This is a genomic window from Massilia endophytica (genome assembly GCF_021165955.1).
Taxonomy (GTDB): Bacteria; Pseudomonadota; Gammaproteobacteria; order Burkholderiales; family Burkholderiaceae_D; genus Rugamonas; species Rugamonas endophytica.
Window position 1 is genome coordinate 1027471 of sequence record NZ_CP088952.1, and the last position, 15909, is coordinate 1043379.

Here is a 15909-nt window from a genome sequence, read left to right on the forward strand (position 1 = left end):
ACGCTGGGCTCATGCCATCATGCCTTGACTTCGCCAATTGGGGACAACCGACATGAGAAGGCATGCTGACAAGGTCCTGGACGCGCCAGCGGGCGTGAATACGCCTGCACGCCGAAGGCCTGAAGCCGCCGCCCAACTTGCTGGCAAGCGTGGCGAGTCGCTTGTTCAACTCCAGCAGATCGCCAATAACAGCTCGCGCTTCGATGGCGCGCGCGGGTTCCGGCAAATCAGCCAGGGCGGCGCCATCAACCGCACCGGCCTGCCGGACACGCTTAAAAAAGGCATCGAGAACCTTTCCGGTCAGGCGCTGGATGGCGTAAAGGTCCACTACAATTCGTCCCGGCCCGCCCAGCTGAACGCCCATGCGTACAGCCAGGGGACGGACATCCATCTCGCGCCTGGCCAGGAAAAGCACCTGCCGCACGAAGCCTGGCACGTCGTGCAGCAGATGCAGGGGCGCGTGAAGCCCACCATGCAGCTCAAGGGCGGCACTGCCATCAACGACGACGCAGGCCTGGAGCGCGAGGCGGACATCATGGGCTCCCGGGCGCAGGGAGCAAGCCATGCCCGCTCTCCTGTCCAGCTCAGGGCAGGGCCTCACGCGACGCGCGTCGTCCAGCGTGTGGTGCTGACCAAGATCGTGGGCCAGTGGGAGATGGCGGATGGCTTCTACAAGATCGATGATGTCCTGATCGGTGGGCGTACGCCGTCGCCTTTCAGCGGCACCATGGGGGCGCACAGCACGGCCTGGGTCGCACACGTGGACGCAATACGGCGGCATCTGGTGGGCACCAATCTTGGCCAGGGTATCGACTGGTTCACTGCGCTGGCGCAGGATGACCTGGCATCGCCCTTGCTGAAACTGGACGGCTACCTGAACACAACCCAGAAAAGCAATCTGGCCACTGCCCAATTTCACTTGTTGAAGCATCTGAACGAGCTTGGGCTGTACAAGGGGAAGATCACCAGCGGGAACTACGCCAAGGTTCTGATGTGGCTGCGGTCCGCCATCAATGCCTACCTTACCTTCGTCAATTTCCTGCCCTTGTCCACGGTCGCTGGAGGCGACCCGAAGGGCCACGGTGAAGGGACCGCGCGTAGCGAGCTCAACGTGTTCGAGTACGGCTTCGCGCTGCGGCATGAAAAGACGATGGGCCTGCCCGGCAGTACCGCCGACCTTGGCATCTTGTCGGAGCAGGACCTTGCGGAGAGCGAACTGAAGGGACTGGATACCAAGCTCAGGCAGTCGCTGCTTGGGACCATGCGCCAGGATAAGGTGGCAGCTTACCGGAAAGCGGTCAGGAAGACCCTTATCAATATGTTTGCAAGCGAAACACCGGACGCGTATGCCAGCATGAGCGGCGACTTGCAGAAAGACGAGGTGAAGCAGGAAATATGGGCCCTGGCGCTACAGAATTTTCTGCGCACGATACGGCTGGCCTACCCATATGCTTACGACTTTGCGGAGATGGCCGACAAGGAGGTTCTCTTGTCCGTGATCGGCGGACTAAATGCTGGCCTGAATGCCGCCGCCGTGTATGACTACCTGAGTGGACAGAAGAAGTTCGAGGCGATCGCAGGCACTTACACCTTCCACAGTGGCGACTCGCTTCAGGATTTTATCAACAAGCATCACGTCGAGTCGGCCCTCAGCGGCAAGCACAAGCTGGGCGCATCGAAGCTCAGGTCCTCCGCCAAAGGCTTGTCGGACCGGCAGCAGGGAGGCTCAGGTTTTGGCGTAACAGTGATGGTGGACTCGCAGACAGATTCCATTGGCGATGTGCTGATGAACGGACGCACGAGGAGCCCGTTCAGCGCGACGATGGGAGCGCACACGACGGCATGGACCGTGCATGTCGATGCCGTGGTACGCCTGCTGAAAGGGCATTCCCTGACTGAGGGGATCAGGGCGCTTGCCAACCAGGCGCGCGCAGAGATGATGCACAACAAGGCGATAAAGTATGCAGGCCATATTTCAGAGAAACATCAGATTTTCCTGGTCGAGGCATTGAACTACCTGAAATCGAGGATTGCAGAGGCGATTGACGCCATCGGTACGCATGACGAAGGAAAGAAGACCGCCGCATTGGAGGCCCTCATCCATGACTACATGACCTTCGTCAATTTCATTCCGATGTCCACCATCGAAATCGCCATGCCCAATGGACGGACCGAGGGCATGCGCCGCGCCTTCCTGAACAAATACGAGGAGCACGGGGACGCGATCTTCGTCAAAGGCGAAACCAAAGACCAGCGCACGCAGATCATTCGCGACCATCTGCTGGGGATGTTCGACCCCAAGGGCCTCGACCATTTTCCGCCGGACCTGGGGGAGCGTGAGCCTACGGATATCAACAAGCATGCCGGCGGCGGCTACGACGAGCAGCACCCGCTGTACAAGCACATATCGAAACCAGTGGTGGTCAACGCGAAACGCACGATTTCATACGAAAACTTCCTGCACACGATAGAGGCGGCATATCCGAATGCGGCTGAGGCGGTGGATCTGGCCGGCCATTTGAAGGGCAAATGGCCGAATATCGAAACAACCAGCGACAAGCACGCCAAGCTGATGAACAAGAAAGCGCATGTGATCGGCAACCCCGCCGATCCCTTGGCCTGTCTGTATAAAGGCTATCAGGTGGAAATCAGGGCGGTAAACAGGGGCAAGGCGACCGTCATGGTGCTGGCTGATCCGAATCAGCCAAAGATCACCGTTGACGTGATTTCGCTGGCAATGGACAAATAAACAAAAAAGCCAACCCGAAGGTTGGCTTTTTCTTGAATCTTGGTAGGCCGTGCGGGATTCGAACCTGCGACCAACGGATTAAAAGTCCGCTGCTCTACCAGCTGAGCTAACGACCCAAGGGGTTCTTTCGAATGGTAGGCCGTGCGGGATTCGAACCTGCGACCAACGGATTAAAAGTCCGCTGCTCTACCAGCTGAGCTAACGACCCCCGAAAGAAGCGAGATTATAGACGGCCCGACCATGCCTGTCAAATGCCGTTGAGCATGAATCTGCGGAATTCGGCAGGCACAGCCTTCGGCTTATTTGCCGCGCAGGCGCTCCTTGGCGGTGGCGGCGGCGGCGCTGTCCGGATAGGTCTTGATCAGCTCCTGCAGCGTCTTCTTGGCGTTGTTGACGGCTTTCAGCTCGGTCTGGCAGCTGGCGATGTTGAGCATGGCGTCCGCGGCGCGCGGGCTGTCCGGATACTGCTTGACCACCTGCTGCTGCGCCAAGATGGCGTTCTTGCAGTCGCGCTGGGCGTAGTAGGCGTTGCCCAGCCAGTATTGGGCGTTGGCCGCGTAGGCCGAGCCGGGATAGCGCTGGGTGAAGGCCTGCAGCGCGGCCGCGGCGCCCTTGTAGTCGCCGTCCTTGAACAGCTGCATGGCCGCGTCGTGGGCGTTCAGTTCGGACTGGTCCACCGAGGCGGTCTTGCCGTCCACCGTCACTTCGCGCGGCTCGAGCTTCTTGATGCGGGCGTCCAGGTCGGCGTAGAAGTCCTTCTGGCGCTTCTGGGCCGTGGAGATCTCGTTGGCCAGCAGCTCGATCTGGCCGCGCAGCTGGGCGATCTCCTGCATCGTCTGCTCGTGCTGGTTCAGGATGTCCAGGGTGGAGGTCTTGTCGGCCTTGGTGTCGATGCGCGCGTTCAGCTCGCGCTGCAGGGCTTCCACCTTGGCGCGCAGGTCCAGGATCGCGCGGCGCGCTTCGTCGTCGTCAAACACGCCGGCCGAAGCCTGCAGGGACAGGCCGGCAAATGCCAGCGCAAGAGCGGTCTTGGTGAATTTGGTCATGATTCGGGACGCTTTCTCAAAACAAATGGAAACGGGGCAGGGCGCAGTATATACCGCGCGCCGCCCCGTTATGCCTGGCCAGCCAGGAATCGTTCAGCGATTACTTGTAAACGATGTCGGCACGGCGGTTCTGCGCCCATGCTTCTTCGTTGTGGCCTTCGGCCTTTGGCTTCTCTTTGCCCAGCGACACGGCTTCGATCTGGCCTTCGGACACGCCCAGGGCGGTCATCGCCTTGCGTACGGCTTCGGCACGCTTCTGGCCCAGGGCCAGGTTGTACTCGGCGCCGCCGCGCTCGTCGGTGTTACCCTGGATCAGGATGTTGCGGCTGGTGTTCTTGGTCAGGTAGGCGGAGTGGTTCTGCACCACTGGCTTGCCGTCTTCACGCACCACGTAGCTGTCGAAGTCGAAGTACACGGAGCGGTTGGCCAGCACGCCTTTCGGGTCGTTCAGCGGATCGATGGAAGCGGTTTCCACCGGCGCCACGGCGCGGGTGTCAGCGGCTGGAGCGGCTTCGGCCGGCTTGCTTTCCACCACAGGAGCCGGTTCCGAGATTTTCACCGGGGTCGAGCAAGCGGACAGCAGGGCTGCACTGGAAATGAGGAAGGCGATGCTTTTTACGTTACGCATTTTTGTTTCTCCTGGTCGTTAATGAGGTTGCTGCTTACTTCATGAAAGGACCCCAGGTGGGCTCCTTGATATTGCCCGCTTGAGTGGTCAAGCGCTGCTTAACTCGGCCGTCCACCGACACCATGGCCAGCGCCTTGCGTCCGCCCGAATCGGTGGCGTACAGGATGTACTTGCCGTTCGGGGCGAAGCTAGGCGCCTGGTCATTGGTGGTGTCGGACAGACGTTGCTCCTGGCCGCTTGCCAGATCCAGGACATAGAGCTGGTAGTTGCCGTTGCGCCGGGAAATATAAGCCAGCGACTTTCCATCGGAGGAAATGCGCGGGCTGATATTGTAGGTGCCGCTGAAGGTGACGCGCTTGACGTCGCCGCCGTTCACGTTCATGCGGTAAATCTGGGGACCGCCGCTGCGGTCGCTGGTGAAGTAGATGGATTCGCCGTCCGCCGAGAACTGGGGCTCGGTGTCGATCACGGGCGGGTTCGAGTTGGTCAGGCGGCGCAGGGAGCCGCCGCTGGCGCTGGCCACATAGATCTGGGTGTTGCCGCTCTTGGAGAGGGCGATGGCGAGCTTGCTGCCGTCCGGCGACCAGGCGGGCGCCGAGTTGTTGCCCTTCTCGTTGGCGATCACGGTGCGCTGGCGCGTCACCAGGTTCTGCACGTAGACCACCGGCTTCTTCTGCTCCAGCGACACATAGGCCACCTTGGTGCCGTCCGGCGACCAGGAAGGGGAGAAGATGGGCTCGTTCGAGCTCAGGGCCAGCTGCTCGCTCTCGCCGTCGGCGTCCGCCACGTAGAGGCGGAAGGCTTTGCCTTCCTGCTTCACGTAGGCGATGCGGGTGGCGAAGATGCCGGGCACGCCGGTCAGCTTTTCATACACGTCGTCTGCGATCTTGTGCGCGGCCAGGCGGGTGTACTGCTGCGGGGCCGACTGGTCCAGCTGGCTCAGCTTGCTGGCCTGGACCGTGGAGTGCAGCTTGTAGCGCACGTCGAAGCTGCCGTTGGCCAGCTTCTGCACCGTGCCCACCACCACCGCGTCCGCGCCGCGCTGCTTCCAGGCGCCGTAGTCGACATTGTTGGGATCGTTGATCGTGCCCGCATCGATGACCTTGAAGGCGCCGCTGCGTTCCAGGTCGGACTTGATGACGGCGGAAATCTGCGTCGGGGACTGGCCCTCGTCGGCGAAGGCCGCCACGGCCACGGGAATCTGGTTGCTGCCCACGCCGGAGATCTCGACGCGCAGCTGGGCATAGGCGCCCTGGCCGGCCACCAGGCCGGCGGTGAAAATGAGGGAGGTCAGGATCGTCTTCATAGCTCGCATCAAGGTAAATCTTTCATATTGAACACCAGCTCCAGGTCCTTCTCCACCGTGCCGTCTTTCTTCTTCGGCAGGGGCGAGGACTTGTTGATGGCGTTTTCCACAGCGGCATCGTAGGCCGGATTGCCGCTACTCTTGATCTTTCGGACTGTTATCACTTCCCCTGTCGGCAGCTGGGTCACGCGGAACCGTGCTTCGATGTCCTGCTTGGCTCCCGCATACACGACATTGCTCTGGATCTTGGCGCGCAGGGCAGCCAGGTAGCCGGCGTCCATGCGCGGCGCGGTGGATTTCTCCGCCGTGCCCGTGCTGCCCGTGCCTGCCGCCTGCGCCATCATGCGGCGCATGTTCTCGGCACGGATCTTCGCCGCCTTTTCTTCCGCCAGCTTCTTCTCAGCCAGTTCCTTCTTCTTCTTTTCCGCTTCCAGCTTCTTCTGCTCCGCCAGCTCTTCTTCCTGCTGGCGTTTCAGTTCTTCCTTCTTTTTCTTCTCTTCCGCGAGGCGTTCCTTTTCCTTCTTCTCGCGCTCCTTGCGCAGCGCGATCTCGGGATCGGCCTTGGGCGGCGCCACTTCTTCCGGCGGCGCGGCCTTCACGGGCGGAGGCGGCGGCTCCGGTTCGGGCTCCGGCTTCACCTCGGGCTGCGGCTCGGGCGGCGGGGCCGCCTGCTGCGTGCTCAGGTCCCATACTTCCGCTTCCACGGCCGTCGGCTGCTCGTTCTGCCAGCGGATGCCGCCCCACAGGAAGACGAACAGCAAGGCATGCATGCCCACCGCCAGCGCCACGGAGCGCCAGCCGTCGTGCCGCTTCGGCACTTTATAGGGACCGCCTGCCATTGCCATCGTCATCGTTACTTCGTTGCCAGGCCGACCCGGCTGATCCCCATCTTCTTCGCTTCCGAGATCAGCTGGATCACGTCGTCGTACTTGCTTTCCTTGTCGCCCGCGATCAGCACCGGATAGTCCGGATTGCTCTCATGCAGGGCGCGCAGTTTCTTCACCAGGGCGTCGCGGTTGGGCGCCGTTTCGGGCGCGTCGGCCGTCTTGCCCGCGATGCCGATCGAGAGCGCACCATTGGGCTTGATCGTCACCTGGATATAGGCATCGGGCGGACGCACCGCCTTTTCCGCATGCGGCAGCTCGATCGTGCTCGGATTGTTCGAGCTCGGGATCACCATGAAGATGATCAGCAGGCAGAGCATCACGTCGATATAGGGAACGACGTTGATCTCCGACTTGAGCTTGCGGCCGCGGCCGCCGCGCATGCTGCTGTGGAAGGACGATGCCATGCTTGCCTCTTAGCGCGACTGCCGCTGCAGGATGTTGGAGAACTCCTCGACGAAGCTCTCGAAACGGATCGCCAGGCGGTCGATGTCGTGCGAAAAACGGTTGTAGGCCACCACCGCGGGAATCGCGGCGAAGAGGCCGATGGCGGTGGCGATCAGGGCTTCGGCAATGCCGGGCGCCACGGCCGACAGCGTGGCCTGCTGCACGTTGGCCAGGCCGCGGAAGGCGTTCATGATGCCCCACACGGTGCCGAGCAGGCCGATATACGGGGACACGGAACCGACGGAGGCCAGGAAGGCCAGGTGCGATTCCAGGGCGTCCATCTCGCGCTGGAAGGCGGCGCGCATGGCGCGGCGGGCGCCGTCCAGCACCGCGCCCATGTCGAGCGACTCGCGGCTGGCGGCCAGGGCCTGCTTGCCCTTGATGAATTCGCCCATCCCGGCCTCGAAGATGCGGGCCAGGGCGCCGCTGCTGGCGCGGTTGCTGCTCGCGTTCTGATGCAGGGCGTGCAGGTTGCCGCCGGCCCAGAAGGTCTTTTCGAAGTCGATGGTCTGGCGCCGCGCGGCGCGCACGTCGAACAGCTTCTTGAAGATATAGGTCCAGCTGACCAGGGACACACCAAGCAGCAGCGCCATGATCAGCTGAACGATCAGGTGTGCGTTGGAGATGAGGGCGAGGAAGGAAAGGTCCTGGGTGACGTCGTTCATTATGTCTCGTTGTTAGGAATAAAGCCGGCTGCGGCGCCGCCCTGCATGCGGGCGGCCACGGCGTCCGGTAAGGCGCGCGGACGCAGCGCGGAATCGACGCAGCCCACCTTCACGCGGGCCGTGTTGAGCAGGGTCGCGCCGCACCACGCCTCCTGCACGAAGACGACCGAGGCGCGGCCCAGCTTGTCGATTCTGAGTGTTAATCTTAGTACATCGTCCAGCTTCGCTGGCGCATGATAGTCGGCGTTCACACTCTTGACCACGAACATGGCGTCATGTTCGGCCAGCAATACCTGCTGGCCAACGCCAATGGCGCGCAGCCATTCGGTCCGCGCGCGTTCGAAGAACTTCAGATAATTAGCGTAATAAACGATGCCGCCCGCGTCCGTATCCTCGTAGTAGACACGAACCTCCCAGGTGAACTCCGAAGCCATTGTTTGATTGCTACAAATGTTGTTGAGCAACATTTTACGCGATTTCGCGCCAAATGTTGCCATTTCTTTGGTACTTATCAAGATAGCCGATCAGTTAATCTGATCGGCGGGCAAACACCAACCTTTGTAACATTCGCTTACGAGTTTCATTCAGGCACCGCCGCGCTTGATGGCGAAGGGCGAGAAGCCCTGGCAGGTGGGCATGAGCTCGATCAGGTTGACATTGATATGGGGCGGCAGGGTGGCGATCCAGTAGGCCGTGTTCGCGATGTCCTCGGCCGTGAGCGGGGTGGTGCCCTCGTAGACCTTGGCCGCGGCCGCGTCGTCGCCCTTGAAGCGCACATTGGAGAACTCCGTGCCCCCGCACAGGCCGGGCGCCAGGTTGGTGGCGCGCACGCCGGTGCCCACCAGGTCGGCGCGCAGGTTGAGGGTGAACTGCTCGACAAAGGCCTTGGTGGCGCCGTAAACATTGCCGCCGGGGTAGGGGTAGTGGCCCGCCACGGAGCCCAGGTTGATGATGGTGCCGCGGCCGCGCGCCACCATGCCGGGCAGGAGGGCGCGCGTCATGGTCACCAGGCCGGTGCAGTTGGTGGCAATCATGGTCTCCCAGTCCTCCAGGGAGGCTTCGTGGGCGCCTTTCAGGCCCAGGGCCAGGCCGGCGTTGTTGATGAGGACGTCCACTTCCGCCCAGCCGGCGGGCAGGGCGGCGACGGCGGCATGGATGGCCGCCTTGTCCGACACATCCAGCGGCACGGCGCGCGCGTTCGGACCCAGTTCGGCGGCCAGGGTCTGCAGGCGGTCCTCGCGGCGGCCCGCGATCAGGACCTTGTGGCCCCCGGCGGCAAACACGCGGGCCATCGCCGCGCCGAAACCGGCGGTGGCGCCGGTGATGAATACGATCATGTCGGGTCCTTCATTGCTAAAGTGAACTGGTCCGATTGTAGCCGAAGCGCCTGGCCGCCGTGCTGGCGGCGCCTGACAATATTTCCATTGGGAAACCTTGCCGGGGCTTCCTTGCTCTGCGATGTGACTTAACTTACAATCTGGGCTCCATTTATGTCTCACGTAACTGGCGAAAAGCGGCTGGTCCGCGAAAGGTGGGCTTCCACCGGGGAACGTGAGATGTCAGATAAGCCGTTCGCCTGGGCAGCCACCGATGGAATTTGCGCGAAGAGGCTGCCTTTGCCGCTCCCGGCGTCCCTCATTCGATCCAATCTGCCAGTCTTACTCATCGGAGTTATTCATGTTCGCTAAAGATCACACCCTCGCCAGCATCGACCCGGAACTGTTCGGCGCCATCCAGAACGAGAACAAGCGCCAGCACGACCATATCGAGCTGATTGCGTCGGAGAACTACACCTCGCCAGCCGTGATGGAAGCCCAGGGCTCCCAGCTCACCAACAAGTACGCCGAAGGCTATCCCGGCAAGCGCTACTACGGCGGCTGCGAATACGTGGACGTGGTGGAACAGCTGGCCATCGACCGCGTCAAGCAGCTCTTCGGCGCGGAAGCGGCGAACGTGCAGCCGAACTCCGGCTCCCAGGCCAACCAGGGCGTGTTCTTCGCCGTGCTGAAGCCTGGCGACACCATCATGGGCATGTCCCTGGCCGAAGGCGGCCACCTGACCCACGGCATGGCGCTGAACATGTCCGGCAAGTGGTTCAATGTGGTGTCCTACGGCCTGACCGCCGAAGAGGACATCGACTACGAGGCCATGGAAAAGCTGGCCCACGAGCGCAAGCCCAAGCTGATCATCGCCGGCGCCTCGGCCTTCTCCAGGAAGATCGACTTCGAGCGCTTCGCCAAAGTGGCCAAGGCCGTGGGCGCCTACTTCATGGTGGACATGGCCCACTACGCCGGCCTGATCGCCGCCGGCCTGTACCCCAACCCGGTGCCGCACGCCGACTTCGTGACCTCGACCACCCACAAGTCCCTGCGCGGCCCGCGCGGCGGCATCATCCTGATGAAGGCCGAGCACGAGAAGATCATCAACTCCGCCATCTTCCCCGGCATCCAGGGCGGCCCCCTGATGCACGTGATCGCGGGCAAGGCCGTGGCCTTCAAGGAAGCCCTGAGCCCCGAGTTCAAGGCCTACCAGCAGCAGGTGGTGAAGAACGCCGACGTGCTGGCCAGGACCCTGATCAAGCGCGGCCTGCGCATCGTGTCCGGCGGCACCGAGTCGCACGTGTTCCTGGTGGACCTGCGCGCCAAGAACCTGACCGGCAAGGAAGCGGAAGCCATCCTGGGTTCGGCCCACATCACCTGCAACAAGAACGGCATCCCGAACGATCCGCAGAAGCCTTTCGTGACCTCGGGCATCCGCCTGGGCAGCCCGGCCATGACCACGCGCGGTTTCGGCGAGGCCGAAGCCGAGCAAGTGGGCAACCTGATCGCCGACGTGCTGGACAACCCGCACGACGCCGCCACCATCGAGCGCGTGAAGGCGGCCGTGAAGGTGCTGGCCGATAAGTTCCCGGTCTACGCTGCCTGATTCATGAAGTGTCCGTTCTGCCAGCATGACGAGATTCACGTCCTCGACACCCGCGTGTCGGAGGAAGGGGACGCGATCCGCCGCCGCCGGCGCTGTGGCAAATGCGACAAGCGCTTCACCACGTATGAGCGCATCGAGCTCTCGATGCCGTATGTGGTGAAGAAGAACGGAAGCCGCACCGAGTATTCCCCCGCCAAGCTGCGCGACAGCCTGATGCTGGCGCTGCGCAAGCGGCCCGTGGCGGCTGCCTCCGTCGATTTGGCGGTGCAGTCGATCGAGGAGAAGCTGCTCACCAGCGGCAAGCGCGAGGTCGATTCCGGCCATATCGGCGAGCTGGTGATGCAGGAGCTGAAGCGCCTGGACAAGGTAGCCTATATCCGCTTTGCCTCCGTCTACAAGAACTTCGAGGACCTGGCCGAATTCCAGGATGCCATCGAGGAGGCGGGGCGCGGCAGCAAGCCGCGCGCCGAGTAAGCCGCCCCGCGTGCGCGCCCGCGCACGTTTGATTTATCTCAACCGTTCAAAAGGCCCCAAGGCTAACGTTCCAGGATAGAGCGTTCGTCCGGAGGGTCTATGCTGCGCGCATCGCAAGCGGGCTTTACATTGCTGGAAGTGCTGATCGCCGTGCTGGTGCTGGCGCTGGGCATGGTGGGCGGCCTGGCCATGCAGCTGCATGCGCTGCGGGCGCGCCATGAATCGGCCCTGCTGTCGAACGCCACGCAGCTGGCGGCGGGCGCGCTGGAACGGCTGCGCGCCAATCCCGGCCAGCAGGCCTCCTATCTCACGCTGGATTTCGACGCCGCCAGCGAACCATCTCCTGCATCCTCTGCCGCCTGTTTCGCGCGCGCCTGTTCCGCCGCCGAACTGGCAGCCATGGACATCGCCGACATCAAGCGCCTGGCTGCCAGCATGCTCCCGCTGGCGCGCATCCGCCTGTGCCGCGACCGCATGGGCTGGCAGGGAGGCCGCTGGCGCTGGCCCTGCAGCGGCGAGAGCGATGCGCCCATCGTCGTGAAAGTGGGCTGGCGCATGCGCCAGCCTGCCGGAGCGGCAGCCGGCGGCGCCGGGCGCGAACATCCCGTGCTGGCCATGCCGCTGGGGAGCCTGCCATGAAGCCGCTGCGCACTCCGCCCGCAGGGCAGGGACTGAGCGCCGCGCCCTATGGTGGCCCGGCGAAGGGCGATGCGCCGGATCGGCAGCCGCCGCCACCACGTTTGCGCCAGCCCGCGCGGATGGGCCCGGCCCGGCTGCTTGCGCCGCGGCGCGAGGGCGGCTTCGGCATGACCGAGATTCTGGTTGCGCTGGCCGTCGGGCTGCTGGTCACGCTCACGGCCAGCGCGATGCTGGTGAGTGCGGGCGGCAATTTCACGCAGCATGCGGCGCACGCCCAGTTGAACGACAACGGCCGCTTCGCGCTGGAGCTGGTTGGGCAGGCGCTGAGGCAGGGCAGCTTCGTCAATCTCGAAACGGACGCATGGCCGGGCGGGAATGGCGAGGCGGCCGTCGCGGGACTGGATGCAGCCAGCCTCGGCCACAGCAGCGCGGGGATCGGCAATCCGCTGGCGGGCGCCGTCAACGGCAGCGACGTGCTGGCGCTGCGCTATGCGGGCTCCGGAGAAGGCGGCGGCGACGGCTCGGTCCTCAACTGCGCGGGATTCGCGGTGCCGCGGGGCGCGGCCTGGAGCATCTTTTACGTCGCCCGGAGCGACGACGGCGAAGCGGAGCTGCGCTGCAAGTACCTCAGCGACAGCAGCTGGAGCTCGGACGCCATCGTGCGCGGCGTGGACAGCTTCCAGGTGCTCTATGGCCTGGATACGGACACGCCGCCCGACGGCGTTCCCAACCGCTACCTGAACGCGCGGGGCATCGAAGCGCTGGACGCGGACCTGGTGCTGGAAGGCGCGACCGCCGCCGCCCGGGAAGCGGACCTGCGCCGCCGGACGCACTGGAAGCGCGTCGCCAGCCTGCGCCTGGCCCTGCTGCTGCACGGCGGGGCGGAAGCGCGGCGGGACACGGAACCCGTCGTCTACCGCCTGTTCGGTCCGGCGTATGCCGCGGCGGGGGACGCGGGCGCCGTCATCGACGAAGCGCGGCTGCCTGCGGACCTGCGCCAGCGCACGCGGCGCCTTTTCGAAGCCAGCTACGCGGTACGCAATGCGCAGAGGTGAGCCATGCGCACCCGGCAGGACGGCATCACGCTGCTGCTGACGATCCTGCTCCTGCTGGGCGTGCTGATCCTGGGCGCCTCGGCGGCGAAGCTGGCGCTGAGCGGCGAGAAGGCCGCGCGGGCGGAGCGCGACCGCCACATTGCCTTCCAGGCGGCGGAGGATGCCCTGATGGACGCGGAACGCGATATCGACGGCAAGGCGGGCCCCGGGCGCCAGGCCATGTTCGATAGCGGGCGCGCGGAGAGCTTTGTGCCCGGCTGCGGCAGGGGCGATGCGGCGGGCCTGTGCGCGGCGGGGGAGGGCGCGCCGCCTGCCTGGCAGGCGGTGGATATCGCGGATGGGCCCAGCGCCAGCCATGGCCAGTTCACCGGCGCGGACATGCAGACAGGGCAGGGCCCCTTGCCCTGGCGGCGTCCGCGCTACATCGTCGAACGCCTGCCGTACAAGGCGCCGGGAGCGCCGGCGGACGCTGCCCCGGCTTACTACTACCGGGTAACAGTGCTGGGTTTCGGGGCGCGCGAAGGCACGGAAGTCGTGTTGCAGAGTTCTTACCGCCGAACCGTGGACGAGTGAGGCCATGATGTGGATGCGAAGGGCACAATGGCTGGCAGCACTGGCGACGGCCGCCTGGCCGCTGGCAGGCGCAGGGGCGGGCCTCGCCGTGGATGCGGGCCAGGCAGCGCTGGGCTGCGGCTTGCGCGGCGCCGTGCTGCGCGGTCCCGGCCTGGCATTGGCCGCGCCCGCCCTGGCGGCGCAGCCGGGACAGCCCGTGCAGGCAGGCGAGCTGCTGCGCACCGAGTACCGCGCCGACGACTGGACAGGCAGGCTGCTGCGCTCCGCCGTATGGAGCAGCGGCGCGTCTGGCTTGAGCCTGCAGCCCGAGCGCTGGGATGCCGCGGCGCAGCTGGAGGCAATGCCCGCCGCCGCGCGCCGCATCTACACCGCGAGCGCAGGGCAGACTGTGCCTTTCGAATGGGCGGCCCTGTCGGCCGAGCAGCGCAGCGCGCTTGGCCGCAGCCCGGCGCTCCCTGGCGCGCAGGATGGCCTGGGGCCTGAACGCCTCGCCTATCTGCGCGGGGAGCGTAGCCGCGAAGGCAATCCCTTTCGCCGCCGCGGCAGCCTGCTCGGCGCATCTGTCCACAGCGCACCGCTTTATGTCGGCGCCGCTGCCGTTCGCCCCGATGTGGACGGCTATGCCGCCTTCCGCGAGCAGACACTGCTCCGCCCGCCAGCCGTCTACCTCGGCGCCAACGACGGCATGCTGCACGCTTTCGATTTCACCAGCGGCCGGGAACTGTTTGCCTACATACCCGATGCGCTCTTCGGCGAACTGAATCTGCTTGCTTCGCCCGCATTCCAGCCGCGCGCCTATATCGACGGTCCGCTGTTCGCAGGCGATGCACGCATCGGCGGAAGCTGGCGCAGCGTGCTGCTGGGCGCCCTGGGCGGCGGCGGACCCGGCCTGTTCGCGCTGGACATCAGCGACCCGCTGAAGTTCGGCCCTGCCCAAGGCGCGCTGTGGGAGTTCACACAGAAGGACGATGCCGCGATGGGCATGTTGACCACGCCTGCGCAGATCGCGCGCCTGCGCGAGGCAGCTCCCCGCAGCGGCGCGCGCTACCGCTATTTCGCCGTGGCGGGGAACGGCTGGAACGGCGCAGGTTCGGGCGCGCTCTTCCTGCTGGCACTCGACAAACCGGCGGGCGAAGCCTGGCAGCTCAACCGGAACTACTACCGGCTTGACCTGCCCGACGAAGGCCCGAACGGGCTTGGCGCACCGGCGCTGGTGGGCGATGCCGACCGCCTGCTCTATGCTTATGCGGGCGACCTGCGCGGCAGAGTATGGCGCTTCAGCTTCCAGGGCCATGCGCCGTGGCGCGGCAGCGGGGTGCTGCTGTTCAGGGCCCACGATGCACAAGGCAGGAGCCAGCCCATTACCCAGCAGCCCCGCGTGGCCTATGCGCCCGGTGGCGGCTACCTGATTCTCTTCGGTACGGGCCAGCTGTTGAGCCGCGCCGACCGTGTGCAGCTGGCGGGCCAGAGCTACTATGCCGTGTTCGACGACCCCGATGGCGATGCAGCGCCATCGACGCTGACCCGCGGCGATCTTCTGCCGCGCCATGCCGGAGAAAGCGCGGGCGTGCCGGACTTCGATATCACGGGACGCAGCGGCAGCATCGGCCGGGGCGGCGCCCGGGGCTGGTACCTGGACTTCGCGCAGAGCGGCGAGCGCAGCCTGACAGCGGCCACACTGCGGGATGGAAAACTGCTGTTCACGACGGTGATACCCGGTCCCGGTCCCTGCGACGGCAGCGCCAGCCGCAGCTACCAGCTCGATGTACTGGCAGGGCTGGCGAGCGACGCCGACGGCACAGTACGCAGCGGCGAACGTACGGGCCGCGAACTGCCGGACTTCATCGATACGCCGCCCCTGCTGCTGCCGCCGGAGCGCAGCGTGCGCCGCGAGCCCACTGGCCGCATGGCCGTTCACAAGAGCACACGCGTGGTGCAGTTCGGCGCGGAGACTACCGAGCCCAGCGAGTCCACGCTGCGCGCCATCCTGCCAGCCGGGAGGCTCAGCTGGCGCGAGGTGGCGAACTGGCGCGAACTGCACCGGGCGGCGGGGAGGCCGCCATGAGGCGGGCGCATGGCGCCAGCGCCCTCGAACTGATGACGGTGCTGGTCATTACGGGCGTGCTGAGCGCAGTGGCGCTGCCGAGCTACCAGGAGCAGGTGCTGCGGGCGCGGCGCAGCGAAGCCCAGGCCATGCTGCTGGCATTGATGCAGCAGCAGGAGCGCTACGCTTCCCAGCACAACCGCTACATCGCCTTTTCGGCCGACAGCAGCGATGCCGACGCGCGCCAGTTCCGCTGGCATTCCGGTCCTGTCGCGCGGCGCAGCGCCTACGAGATCGAAGGCCGCGCCTGCGCGGGCGAGGACATTGCCGATTGCATCGAGCTGGTCGCAACGCCCGGCACCGCGCGTGTCGATCCAGCCTTCCGGGATCCTCTATGCGGAAAGTTGATTCTAACGAGCAACGGCGAACAGAAAGTCAGCGGGCAGGGCGAGCGCTGCTGGCGCTGAGGCGCGC

The 15909-nt window shown here is 65.0% G+C and carries 16 protein-coding genes, 2 tRNA genes and 1 riboswitch; of the genes, 8 read left to right on the plus strand and 10 right to left on the minus strand.

Annotated features, from left to right (window positions below; all coding sequences use genetic code 11):
• Nucleotides 1–52 precede the first annotated feature (52 nt).
• On the plus strand, nt 53–2749 hold the full coding sequence (locus LSQ66_RS04710) for an eCIS core domain-containing protein (RefSeq protein WP_231768647.1): 2697 nt from the start codon (nt 53–55) through the stop codon (nt 2747–2749).
• A 40-nt stretch (nt 2750–2789) separates the two neighbouring features.
• On the opposite strand, the gene LSQ66_RS04715 is transcribed toward LSQ66_RS04710, so the two are convergent.
• The 10 genes from LSQ66_RS04715 to LSQ66_RS04760 form a co-directional block, all read right to left on the minus strand.
• Nucleotides 2790–2865 (minus strand) — tRNA-Lys (locus LSQ66_RS04715).
• A 16-nt stretch (nt 2866–2881) separates the two neighbouring features.
• Nucleotides 2882–2957 (minus strand) — tRNA-Lys (locus LSQ66_RS04720).
• Nucleotides 2958–3048: 91 nt separating this feature from the next.
• On the minus strand, nt 3049–3795 hold the full coding sequence (gene ybgF / locus LSQ66_RS04725; RefSeq protein ID WP_231768648.1) for a tol-pal system protein YbgF: 747 nt from the start codon (nt 3793–3795) through the stop codon (nt 3049–3051).
• Between the two features lie 100 nt (nt 3796–3895).
• Nucleotides 3896–4423 (minus strand): peptidoglycan-associated lipoprotein Pal, encoded by a 528-nt coding sequence (pal, locus tag LSQ66_RS04730; RefSeq protein ID WP_231768649.1) that lies wholly within the window; start codon nt 4421–4423, stop codon nt 3896–3898.
• Between the two features lie 34 nt (nt 4424–4457).
• Nucleotides 4458–5729 (minus strand): Tol-Pal system beta propeller repeat protein TolB, encoded by a 1272-nt coding sequence (tolB, locus tag LSQ66_RS04735; RefSeq protein WP_231768650.1) that lies wholly within the window; start codon nt 5727–5729, stop codon nt 4458–4460.
• An 8-nt stretch (nt 5730–5737) separates the two neighbouring features.
• A complete protein-coding gene (locus LSQ66_RS04740) occupies nt 5738–6580 on the minus strand; it encodes an energy transducer TonB (protein WP_231768651.1) in 843 nt (280 codons plus the stop codon).
• A 2-nt stretch (nt 6581–6582) separates the two neighbouring features.
• The gene (locus LSQ66_RS04745) at nt 6583–7020 is read right to left on the minus strand and encodes an ExbD/TolR family protein (protein ID WP_231768652.1); all 438 of its coding nucleotides are present in this window, start codon (nt 7018–7020) and stop codon (nt 6583–6585) included.
• A gap of 9 nt (nt 7021–7029) precedes the next feature.
• On the minus strand, nt 7030–7725 hold the full coding sequence (tolQ, locus tag LSQ66_RS04750; RefSeq protein ID WP_231768653.1) for a protein TolQ: 696 nt from the start codon (nt 7723–7725) through the stop codon (nt 7030–7032).
• Complete coding sequence (ybgC, locus tag LSQ66_RS04755) at nt 7725–8159, minus strand: tol-pal system-associated acyl-CoA thioesterase (RefSeq protein ID WP_231768654.1); 435 nt, start codon at nt 8157–8159, stop codon at nt 7725–7727. Before ybgC ends, tolQ begins: the two co-directional genes overlap by 1 nt.
• A gap of 150 nt (nt 8160–8309) precedes the next feature.
• Nucleotides 8310–9062 (minus strand): SDR family NAD(P)-dependent oxidoreductase, encoded by a 753-nt coding sequence (locus LSQ66_RS04760; RefSeq protein ID WP_231768655.1) that lies wholly within the window; start codon nt 9060–9062, stop codon nt 8310–8312.
• A gap of 152 nt (nt 9063–9214) precedes the next feature.
• Nucleotides 9215–9314: riboswitch (ZMP/ZTP riboswitch) on the plus strand.
• An 88-nt stretch (nt 9315–9402) separates the two neighbouring features.
• Here LSQ66_RS04760 and glyA point away from each other — a divergent pair.
• The 7 genes from glyA (at nt 9403) to LSQ66_RS04795 (ending at nt 15902) form a co-directional block, all read left to right on the plus strand.
• On the plus strand, nt 9403–10650 hold the full coding sequence (gene glyA, locus LSQ66_RS04765) for a serine hydroxymethyltransferase (protein WP_231768656.1): 1248 nt from the start codon (nt 9403–9405) through the stop codon (nt 10648–10650).
• 3 nt (nt 10651–10653) lie between these two features.
• Complete coding sequence (gene nrdR / locus LSQ66_RS04770) at nt 10654–11124, plus strand: transcriptional regulator NrdR (RefSeq protein ID WP_231768657.1); 471 nt, start codon at nt 10654–10656, stop codon at nt 11122–11124.
• Nucleotides 11125–11223: 99 nt separating this feature from the next.
• Nucleotides 11224–11763, plus strand: coding sequence for a type IV pilus modification protein PilV (gene pilV / locus LSQ66_RS04775; RefSeq protein WP_231768658.1), 540 nt, complete (start codon nt 11224–11226; stop codon nt 11761–11763).
• Nucleotides 11760–12818: a PilW family protein gene (locus tag LSQ66_RS04780; protein ID WP_231768659.1), complete on the plus strand. Its 1059-nt coding sequence runs from the start codon at nt 11760–11762 to the stop codon at nt 12816–12818. Before pilV ends, LSQ66_RS04780 begins: the two co-directional genes overlap by 4 nt.
• Nucleotides 12819–12821: 3 nt before the next feature.
• Nucleotides 12822–13391 carry a pilus assembly PilX family protein gene (locus LSQ66_RS04785; protein ID WP_231768660.1) on the plus strand — a complete coding sequence of 190 codons (570 nt, stop codon included), beginning with the start codon at nt 12822–12824 and terminating at the stop codon, nt 13389–13391.
• A 4-nt stretch (nt 13392–13395) separates the two neighbouring features.
• Nucleotides 13396–15456 (plus strand): pilus assembly protein, encoded by a 2061-nt coding sequence (locus LSQ66_RS04790; RefSeq protein ID WP_231768661.1) that lies wholly within the window; start codon nt 13396–13398, stop codon nt 15454–15456.
• Nucleotides 15453–15902 carry a type IV pilin protein gene (locus LSQ66_RS04795; protein WP_231768662.1) on the plus strand — a complete coding sequence of 150 codons (450 nt, stop codon included), beginning with the start codon at nt 15453–15455 and terminating at the stop codon, nt 15900–15902. The genes LSQ66_RS04790 and LSQ66_RS04795 overlap by 4 nt, the downstream gene beginning before the upstream one ends.
• The last annotated feature ends 7 nt before the right edge of the window (nt 15903–15909 follow it).